Raw genomic sequence first — 11,356 nt, 5'->3', positions numbered from 1 at the left:
GTGCGGGTGAGCTTCCCGCGGAGAGCCGCGATCTCCTCGTCGCCGGGCGTGACGCTCGCACGAAGGGCCGCGATCTCATCGGGCGTGGCATGCTCGCCAAGAGCCGCGATCTCATCAGGCGTGACCTCCGCCGGCCGCAGGCGTACACGCCGCGTCAGCACGAGCACGTCGCCCATCGCCGAGTCGCCGCGATGCCAGCTCCAGGAGTAGCCGACCTCCATCCGCTCGCCCGAACCGTCGGGCCGCCGCACTCTCCTCGGCGTTCCGTCCTCCGACACCTCGAAACTGAAGGCGTTCGGGACCTCTGCATCACCCGACCGGGAACCGTACGGAATCCACCGGTCGGTACGTACCTCACCGGAGCCCCACACAGGGGGGAGCAGGACCGGCCCGGTCGCGGCCGCGTCCTGGGCCTGCGCGCCCTGCTGCTGCTCTCCGGTCGCCGTGGCGTGTCCAGCTTGGCCAGCGATGGCCTGACCCCAGTCCGGCGGAAGTGCCGGCGGGGTGTCCAGCGCGTCGTTCAGCGGCGGCCCCGCGGTGTGCGTCGCGGAGACAGGCTCCTCCTGCTGCTGAGCCTGCCGCCGGTCGGCGTCGTGACGCGTCTGGCGTGCATCCGGTGGAAGCGCCGTATCGGTGTCCGCGGTGTGCGTGGCGTCGGTGGCTACGGTTCCCCGGACTTGGAGTTCGATGAGCACGACCCGAAGGCCGTCCTCCGGTGCGGTCTTGCGGACCGGAGGGACTGCGACCTTGCCACGCGATTCGGTGCTGATCACCAGGCCGTCGAGGAAACCCGGGAAATCGTTGTACCGACCTATCCCCGCCCGCCAACGCGTCTCAAGTGCCGTCAGCTCACGGTGCAGCGCGAGGGCGACCTGATCCGCCCGCTGCTGACCGGTGCGGACGCCGTTGACCGGCGAATTGCCGTAGCCGATGACCTGGACTTCCGGGAGCGGCCGACCTGCCTGGGCGGCTGCAAGGATCTCCCGGAAGAGATCCCTTGCGTGCCTGCGCAGGGCGAGCACGGCTTCCGTGCCGAGTTCCTTGGACTTTTTCGCGAACTGGACGACACGCGGTGCGGGCGCGGTGGAAACGGTCTCTCCAGGTTCCACTCCGAGGGCGTGCTCGTCGGGGAACTTTCCGTCCACCGCGACGCTGTCGCGCAGTTCCTCCTCGGTCAGGGGTGACAGCCAGCGGTGCCGGCCCCAGTCGTTGTGGTACTCAAGCGAGTCGTCGTGCAGGTACCTGCTGCCGAAGAACTCCGCCGCCGTCATGATCTCGTGGTAGGTGTGGTGCCCCACCTGCAGCATGTCGGCCAGCAGCATCAGCCGCGTCACCCGGTAGTCGACCGGGACGCCCCACTGCTCGTGCATGCGCCGGACGGCGGCGAGCGTGAAATACGTGGTGTTGGACAGTCCGGCGGACATCAATCCACCGGTCGCCTCCGCCTCCGCCTGGCTCGGGCTGTTCATGGAGATCTCACGCGTCTTCTCGCCCGGTGTCCACTGAAGGCGGCCGTCCTTGCCGACTGCCATCTTCCGTTCGGCGTCGCTGAGCGGGGGCACGACCTCGTCGGGGGTGAGATCGGTCAGCATCGGGTCCCACAGGGCGTCCAGCAGCGCCTGCTTCTCCGGGCTGTCCGGCAGGGCCCTGATGCGCTGTTCCTCGTCGGGCGCCCGCTTCATGGCCTCGGTCCGGGCCTGGAAGGGCCATTCCCTGGCGAGCAGTTCGGGGCGCTCCTTGTCGGAGCGGAGGAGCTGCTGGGTGACACCGCCGTGCACCGCCTTGTACAGCATGTGCATGCGCTCGCGGAAGTTCCCGGAGTCCACGACCCGCTGGAGCTCAGCCAAGTCGGTGCCGACCGCGCCCGTGGCGTGGGGGGTGTCGCTGCCCATACGCGCCCGCAGGTCGTCGCCGGCCCGGTCCCAGACGGACTTGAGCAGGCTGTGGGCTTGCGCGTTCACCGCATCAAGATTCGCGAGGTAGGCGCCCAGGCGCCGTTCGAACCTCAGCGATTCCTCCGCGAAGCGGATACGTGTGGCGACGCGGACCACGGGATCGCCGACGGTCGCGTGCCGATCCCGGTTCGCGTGGAGCGCCTGGCCCACACGCGACAGCACGGAGAGCGGCTGGTCGGTGAGGCCAGGCTCCCGGCGGCTCTTCCACTGGGTCAGCGAGCTGTTGTCGGGCGTGTAGACCTCCTGGATCGCCACCTGGGAAAGCTCGGACTCGCCCACCCACAGCCGCCGCGAGCGGTTCGGTCCGGAGCCGGCGTCCGGATCGACGGCCAAGCCCCTCGGCACCACGATCTTGAGCAACGTGTGCCCTCGTGTGGCGGGCCCCGGCTTAGGCCATGTCAGGCTCAGCTGGACGAACGGCTGCCCCTCGGTCCGCAATACCGCGTCGGAGGCACCGGCGATGCTGTCCGGGGGGCCCGGCACCAGCAGGTAGGCGGAAACCTGCTGATCATTGCGATGCCCGTCCAGCACAGCTTTGAAGGGGACGGGCTCCTCGCGCACAGGCAGCTCGTCCCTGTCGACCGTGCTGTCCACGCCTGACGCCGCCCGGCTCGCCTGGTCCAGGCCGCGCGCATCAGCCGCGTTCGCCGGTGCGACGTGCGGAACCTGCTGCCCCACGTTCGGAGGGATGGAGGGGGACAGTGCCGCATGAGCCGCGGCCGACCCGCCCGCGTCGAACTCGGGCTCGTACGCGGACTCGTACGCGGAGTCGGACTCGTACGGGGACTCGTACGGGGACTCGTACGCGGACTCGTACTCTGCAGACTCCTCCTGTTCACCCGGCAGGTCGTGGGCCCCCAGGGTCCAGCTCACCGACTCGGTCGCCGGGTCCCACACACCGGTCCGGTCCAACCGCAGATCGTACACACTTATCACGGTGTCGGCGCTCACACCCGCATCGACGAAGGCATCCTGGCCGTCGGACAGCGTGAGAGTGTCGATCCCGAACCTCATGACGTCGAAGCTCGCCGCCAGCGCGTCAATCCGGTACCGATAGCGCCTGCCACGGTGCCACGACTCCACGTCGCCACTCACGGAGACCGGCTGCGCCGACGGACCGGTCAGCGACTGCGACCCCGAGCGGACCGGCGTGCCGCTCGTGCCGAACCCCTGCCGGAACACTTCCTCCGGCGCCTGCTGGGAGAAGCGCCACTGGGAGCCGCCAGGACCGACCTCGGCGATGTCGCCGTCGTCGGCGTGATGCAGGCCCTGGCCCACCTCGTCCACCGCCGGTTCCGGCGCATCAGCCGAAACCTCCGACCACTGGTGCGGGTCGAAGGCCAGCCACCGGCCTTGTTGACCCTCCGGCCCCGTGACCACGGCGAAGCCGCTGCTGGTCGCCGCCGTGGGCGCGTACACCCTGCGGCCCGTCTCGTCGGCGACCTGCTGGCCCACCGTGTGGCCGTGGCAGGCGACCAGCACGATCGGCGTGTTCGGCGGGCGCAGCGACAGGCTCGGCCGCCGCCTGATGACCCGGCCGCCCTGCGTGCCGTCCAGCCAGGCTTTCGATGTCGCGTCCTTCTGGAACGTCAGACTGCCGCGCGCGCCGTGGGAGGACCAGAAATACGGTGTCAGGCCCGGCAGGTCACGCACCCACGGCAGCGGCCGCTCCGTCCCCCTCACCGGATCCATGACGCCCTCTTCGAGCTTCGCCTGTGCGAACTCCTCCCGCACCGGCATGAAGCGGGTGTCTTCCTCCTCCCGCCCCGCCCACTGCTGCGGTGGGAACAGGGCACGCCCCACGGGCCGGTACTCGGCGTCCACGATGGGATAGCTGAACAGCGTCCCGTCGGAATGCTCGCGTCCGTAGACGTCCCAAACGCTCTCGGGGGCGGGGAGCGTGACGATCTTCTGCTCCGCCCACGTCGAGCCGCCGAGGTCGCCCGGCAGGCTCCGCACCCACTCACCGGCCGGCAGGCCACGGTGGGCGGCCCCACGAGTGATCCAGGTGGAATCGCCGTCAGGCGAGAGAAGCAGTTCCAGCGAGGCGCTGGGAGCCCACACCTCGCGGCCGGTGCGCGCGGCGACCAGTCGCGGCACGGCCATGTCACCGAACGCCGCGTGTGGCATCAGCAAAACCACCGGCACGTCCGTGGGAGCCGTCAGTAGTCCGGGATCGCCCGACAGCACATCGGCGAAGCTCTCCGGCGACATGGTCACCGTGGCACCGTCCTCGGTCTCGACGGTGACGGACTGGCCGTCTCCCGTGGCCGCTACAAAGAACGGCCGACTGGGCGAGAACCGCTGCCAGGGTGCGGGCCTGAACGTCGCTCGCGGCCCCTGGCCCTCCTCCCGGGACGGCCTGACCAGGTACACCGTCGACACGTCCAACGGTGCCAGCGCTTCGGGACGCGTCTGCGACGGTGTGAAGTCACGTCCGACGACCTCCCCAGTGCTACCGGGACCGCCGGTGAGCGTCCTCGTCACCGGGGGCGTCTCCTGCCACCACTGCGACGCGGCGGGCGGCGGCCGCATGATGATCATCTCGTCGGGCCACGACTCCGGGTCCTCCACGTCGCTGTGAGCGGGCAGGGGATCGCCCGGCACGAACGGCGTCACGGATTCCGGTTGCGGGGAAGGAGACGATTCGGCGTGGGGCACGTCCGGGCCAGCCTCCGCCGGGAGGACGGCATCGCCCCCAGCGAGCTGCTCCCAGTCCGGCGGGAGGCCGGGCTCGGTGTCCACGACCCCGTACCGCTGCAGCTGCTGCTCACGGTCGTCCGGATGAACGAGCTGGTAATCGACCGCGGGCTGCGTCTCCGGCTGGTCCTCCTCCGCGAGCTGGTCCTCTTCCTCCACGTTCGCATCGCGGTTGGTTGCCGGGGTCGGCGCCCCATCCTGGTCGAGCCGGCCGGGACGCCACGTGACGTTCCCGTTTTCCGAATCCCAAACTCCGGTGCGGTTTAGCTGGCTGTCGTAGACGCTCACCACGGCCTCGGGACTGATGGTCCCGGTGAACGCGACTTCCTGTTCCTCTTCCAACAGGGGGTACGGCTTGTTCCGCAGCGTGGGGGTGACGTCGACTCCCGTGACATCGACGTTGCGTGAGGGGTCGATCAGATAGCGGTAACGGCGTTGCTCGAACCACAGCTCACTTTCCCTGGTAGTGGAGACAAACTGGGCCTCTGGATTCCATGCCACCCAGTTGTCGAGATCGACCACATTGGTGGTGTCGTCGGCCGTGAATCCCCGCGTGAAAACTTCCTCAGGGTCGCGGTTGGAGAAGCGCCAGAGAACGTCATCAGGACTGCTCTCGACAACGTCAGCACGGTCGTCCCGATGAACAAGGCTGTAGTCGACCCCCGGTTGCGGGTCCGGCCGCCCTGCCTCGACGCCGCTGTCCACCAACTCCTGGCCCTGCGGCGAAACAGGGGCCTGACCGTCCAGCCGCCCCGCATGCAGATACGGCGACATCACATCCGCTATCTGCTGAAGATGGTCAGACGTCAGGGCGAAAGGCGGAACACCACCATCCCGGCCCCGGAACGGCCCCATCAGACTCGACTCGCCCTCCGGCACCACCTGCTCACCCAGCCCACCGGGCACCATGAGGGTATGGGCGTTCAACTCGTCATCATGAACACCCAGACCGTGCACCAACTCATGAACGTACGCCGCCGGATGAACCCCCGTGTACCACCGCCCCTGCACCATCCGCCGACCCGGACCCGGCAAACCCCGATGCACCTCAACCGACGCGTGCGCATCACTCTCGGAGTCCACGAACTCCACTGCCACCCGCAGCAACGGACCAGACAACTGCGGCCCCGTCACCGCGTCAGGCTGCAAGACCGGCAATCGATACCCCGGCTCGTTCACCACCCCGTCCAAAGCCCGTACCAGACTCGCCTGAAGAGCCTCCACCTCCCCGGGCGAAACACCCTCAGCCGCCTTCAGATACACACGCCGCGTCAACTCAAGCGTGTCCCGCCCCACCCCGTCCCCACGACGCCACACCCACGAATACCCCACCCGCGTCCACACGCCCGAACCGAAAGGCCCAGGCTCCACACGCCGCAGGGCCCCGTCCTCCACCGAGAACTCAAACGCCTCCGGACCACCCGACTCCCCCGAGCGCCCCGACCGGGAACCGAACGGCGCCCACCGCTCGGTCCCCACCTCACCCGAACCCCACACCACGCCCGGAGTCACCGGCGCGACAACGGACTCCTCCAGAACAGCACCCTGCCCCGCCTCACCGACCTGCCCCCAACCCTCCGGCAGGCCCGGCTCGGCGTCCGCAATCACCGCATCGTCCGATTCCCCGTCCGAGTCACCCATGTAGAGGGCACCGGCATACCAGGTGATGCTCTGGGTCTCCCGGTCCCACAGGCCCGTACGGTCCCGTTGCCTGTCGTAAACAGACACGACTGCGTCGGGACTGATGCTCCCGGTGAACGCGACCTCCTCTTCGTCCGCGAGGGCGTACTCCCCATATCGCTTGATCATCGTAGGCTCGAGATCGATTCCCGTCGGATCAGGGTTACGGGAGGGGTCGATCTGGTAACGGTAACGCTTCTTCTCGTGCCACAGTCCGGAATACTTCGTCGTGGAGACGAACTGCGCCGACGGATTATTGAACATCCAGTCATCGAGATCGACCACATTGGTGATGTCATCAGCCACGAACCCGTGCACAAAGACATGCTCGGGCGCATGGTCGGAAAAACGCCAAAGAGTCTCACCCGGGTCGCTCTCGACAATCGCGTCCAGATCGTCGTCATGAACGAGCTGGTAATCGACCGCGGGCTGCGTCTCCGGCTGGTTCTCCGATTGTTCGCCTGGGCGTTCGTTGATCTCGATGATGGCCCGGCGGCGCAGTCGCTGGCTGTTGGAGCCGGCCGGGTACGGCGGCTGGTCGCCCATGGCGCGCCCGATGTTGCGCGTGATCACCATCGAGGGGTTCATGGTGACGGGAGCGGGGTGCCCTTGCTGCAGGGAGACCAGCGCCGACGCCAGAGCCTGCCGGAACACCGACGCGACCGCGTCAGCACGCTGGGAGCCGGACTCCGAGGAGCCCACGTTGCCCCCGCCGAGCACCTCCACCCGGGGCGCAGGCAGCCCGAGCTGCCGGTTGTCGATCACCACCCGGGCCGTCTGTTCGGCGAGCTCGCGCACCCTCGCCCGCTGCCCCGCCGACAACTCCTTGGACTTGCTGGCGAACTCGAGGACCTCCCGCCGCACCGGCAGATCCTGGACACCCGGGCGCCACACCACCGCCCCGATCACCGGGTCCCAGATACCGGTACGGTCCTCCTCACTGTCGTAGACACTCACCACAGCCTCGGGGCTGACGTCCCCGGTGAACGCGACCTCCTGCTCGGCCGCAAGCCCACTCTCCCGCCCGATGTTGGCCAGCGTGGGCGTGATGTCGACGCCCGTGGGATCGTCGTTACGCCACGGACTGATCCGGTACCGGTACCGCTTGCCGAGGTGCCACAGTTCGGCGTCCTTCGTCGTGGACACGAACTGAGCCGGCGGATTCCAACGCACCCAGTATTCGACCCCAACCACGTTCGTGGTGTCATCGGCCCGGAATCCCTGAGCGAACACCTCCTCCGGTGCACGGTTCGAAAAGCGCCACAGGATGTCGCCAGGACCGCTCTCCACCACCGCAAACTGTTCATCCTCATCGATGAGCCGGTAGTCGACCGCCGGCTGCGCCTCCGGCTGCCCGGTCCCAGCAGGACGCTCCTGCTGGTCCCGCACGGAGTCCTGATGCTCCAGCCGTCCCGCGTGCAGGTACGGCGACAGCACATCCGCGATCTGCTGGAGGTGATCAGAGGTGAGGACGAACCGCGGCAACTCGCCCTGGCGGCCCCGGAACGGACCCATCAAGGACGTCTCACCCTCGGAGACCACCTGCTCACCCAACCCACCGGGATTCATCAGAGTGTGCGGGTTGAGCGCGTCGTCCACGACACCGAAACCGTGCACGATCTCATGGACATACGCCGCCGGGTGAACATCGGTGAACCAGACACCCTGAAGCATCCTGCGGCCCGGGCCGGGCAGCCCCTCCCGCAACGTCACACTCGTGTGAGCCTCCTCCGCCGACTCCACGAACTCCACGTCCACCTGAAGCAGAGGACCCGGCATCTGAGGACCGGTCACCTGGTCGGGCTGGAAAGCCGGCAACCGGTAACCCGGCCCGTTCACCACCTCGTCAACAGCCCCGGAGAGCTTGTCCCGGAGAGCCTGGACCCGCCCAGACGCGACTCCCTCGGTCTTGAGATGAACCCGGCGAGTCAGCCGGAGCACATCGCCGCCCGGCGTCTCGCCGCGGCGCCACTCCCAGGCGTAACCGACGCCGGTCCACACACCCGTACCACCAGGCCGCCCCCGGACAGCCGCCAGCACACCATCCACAACCGTGAACTCGAAAGCCTCCGGAACCCCCTGATCTCGCAGCGCCTTGGACCGCGTACCGAACGGCGCCCACCGCTCAGTCCCCACCTCACCCGACCCCCACACCACACCCGGCACCACCGGCGCGACAACAGACCCCTCCAAGCCATCCCGCCCGGCTTCGGTGACCGGCCCCCAACCATCCGGCACCACCACGAACGGCTGATCGTCCGCGTGCACCATCCGGTAGTCCACCGCGGGCTGCGTGTCGACGGGCCCGGTCACGTCCGGTTCGGCAGGTGGTGTCAGGTGGGGCGGTACGAGTCCGGGGATCGCGTAGAGCTGGGTGACGTCACCCCTCAGTGCCTGCCGCTCCTCGGGTGAGGCGACATCCGCGAGGTAGGAGCCATACAGGATTTCGAAGAGCGAGTGGTCCTGGCCCGGGAGCATCCATCCCATCAGGGCCTTCCGGAAGTCGACGTCAGTGATGTCCGGAACATTGAGCCACTGGAAGGCCCGCAGCATGCGCAACGTGGTTCCCGAGACGCCGGCGACCAGCGGCATGCCACGGGTGTCGTGCCACTTCTGGTACCAGGGTGACTGCGTGTCGAGGTCGAAGTAGGCGCGTCCCTCGACCCAGGCCAGGGGGAACTCGGGGCCCTGTTCTCCGTCGAGAGCGCGGTCCCCGGCCCGGATGTCCCGAACGATCACGGGGGTGCGGACCACGGCGATGACCTTCTGAACAGGGCCTGCGGGCGTGTCACCGACGGTCACGCCGTGCTGCGCGGCTTCCGGCAGTCCGGCCGTCGAGGAGCGCTGGATCTCGACGGTGATGACGTCGGGCCGTGCCAGGATGTCCGTCACCACCGGATTCCCTGTGGCGGGATCGAAATCCAGAGTGTCGAGCGGGATCTCCTCGGTGGCGAAACCGACGAGCGACAAGGGCCGTTCGTGCTGGGCGAGGAACGTTCGCTCACCTTCGCTCAGTGGCACGCCGAGGTAGGTGTAGTCATGCGGCGTCTTCTTCGCACCGCCCGTCACCCGCTCGTCAGCGGGCCGCGCGATCCGGGAGGGCTGGCTGCGGACCAGCTCGATGGGATCCTTGACGACGTCCCGGGTGCTGAGGGCGGCCAGGTTGCCCAGGGCGAAGGGATCGTCCGGCACGAAGAGGTAGGACTGCCCCCGGACCTCGGGGTCTGCGTCGGCCCAGGCGGCGAGCGCGGTGCGCGGCCCCCCGTACAGATACGTGAGGTAGGTCTCCAGCGCGGGCTGGTTGAGGCCCAACCGCGCGGCCCTGTCCATGCCGTCGGCGGACACCGGGGTGTTGGCGTCGTGCTCCGGCGCTGCGAGGACCGGCTTGAGCACGCTCGTCAACGAGGGGATGTCGGCATTCCCTTCGAACAGGGCTTTCTTGCCAACCGCGTTGAAGAAGGCGGTCATGAGCTCCCGGACGGAGCCAATGGTGAGCAGTCTGTCGAGCCAGCCGACACTCGTGGTGGACGCGTCCGTCGCCGGACCGACCTGCCCCGCAGACGTCGGGTCGGTCGTGAAGAAGGAGGCGGCCACCACCTCCTCCGGCTGTTCGGGATACGCGGCAAGCAGCACCTCGCGCAACCGTGTCACGGCCGCGCGGGCCGCGGCGAGCGCCACGGGATCGTTGTGGTAGTACACCCCGACCGCCTGCTCGAAGGCCGCGCGCCGGGCGTCGAGGTCCCGGATGTCGGTCGGGCCTTCGTGCCCTGCGCCCGGCGCCTCCACGACAGGGTCGTGCGGGTCATGGGGAATGAGCTGGTAGTCGACCGCCGGGGGTTCCGCCGTCAGCTGATCGTCGGCGCCGTGTCCGGCCTCACCGCGGTCCTGCGCCGCGGCCGGCTCCAGGCTGCCCGCGTGCAGGTACGGTGCCAGGACATCGGCGATCTGTCGCAGGTGATCCGGCGTCAGGACGAAGCTGGGCTCCTCGCCCGGCCGGATTCTGAACGGGCCCATCAGGCTCGACGTACCTTCAGGAACCACCTGGTCGTGCCGCCCACCGGGGGTCAGCAGCACGCGCGGGTCCGCCCGGTCGTCGATGACCCCGAAACCGTGCACGATCTCGTGCACATACGCCAGGGGATGCACGTCGGTGAACCACACGTTCTGCACCATGGGGATGCCTGGCTGGGGCAGACCCCCGCGCACCTCCACCACGGTGTGGGCGTCGTCGGGGCTGTCGACGAACTCGACAGCGGCCCGCAGTACCGGACCCGGTGACTGAGGACCGGTGACCACGTCGGGCTGGTTCGCCGGCAGCCGGTACCGCTGCTGGTTGATCGCCTCCTCCAGGGCCCGGGAGATGTTCTCCCGCAGCCGGGTGACCTGTTCGGGCGTGGCGCCCTGGGTTCGCAGATGCACCCGCCGGGTCAGCTGGAGGGTTTCCTGCGCCGGCGCGTCGCCGCGGTACCGGGCCCAGGTGTACCCCACCTGTGTCCGCTCGCCCGACGCCGGAGGCCGGTGCGCCGACAAACGGCCGTCGTCGTCCCGCGAGAACGTGAACGCCGGGGTGACGTCCGGGCCCTCGGACCGCGAACCGAACGGAAGCCACCGGTCGGTCCGCACCTCACCGGAGCCCCACGGCTCGCCCAGCGGCTCCGCCCCGGCCAGGCCGTCGCCCACGGGCGGCAGGCCCTGCGCCGGGTGAACGGACACGGCATCCTGCTCCAGGCTCTGCTGCAGGCCGGGGGCGAGGTCGTCGGCGGACGCCGTCCCTGCCGGTTGTTCGATCACCTCGATGATCACCCGGCGCCGCAGCCGCTCCACGTCGTCGCCCGGGCCGAAGGGAGTCTTCATCTCCATGCGACGGCCGAGACTCTTCACGACGACCCGCGACGACAGGTCCGTCGGAACAAGCCCCTGCCCGCCCTGAAGAAGGGTGACCTCGGAGACCAGAGCGTGCCGGAACACGCTTGCGACCGCCTCGCCGCGCTGCCGAGCGGTCTCCACGGCGGTCGCGTCCC

General features: G+C 68.9%; 1 protein-coding gene (running past one end of the window). It reads right to left on the bottom strand.

Annotated elements, in window-relative coordinates; genetic code table 11:
* Positions 1-11,356: part of a scabin-related ADP-ribosyltransferase coding region (locus VIW71_RS11860; RefSeq protein ID WP_422664581.1), annotated on the bottom strand (this coding region is incomplete at both ends). The annotated region continues 18,950 nt past the right edge of the window; the window shows 11,356 of its 30,306 annotated nt.

The sequence above is a fragment of the Streptomyces sp. genome, from assembly GCF_036524955.1.
Taxonomy (GTDB): Bacteria; Actinomycetota; Actinomycetes; order Streptomycetales; family Streptomycetaceae; genus Actinacidiphila.
Note: the sequence above shows the minus strand (reverse complement) of the source record. Positions and strands in the feature narration are given on the sequence as shown.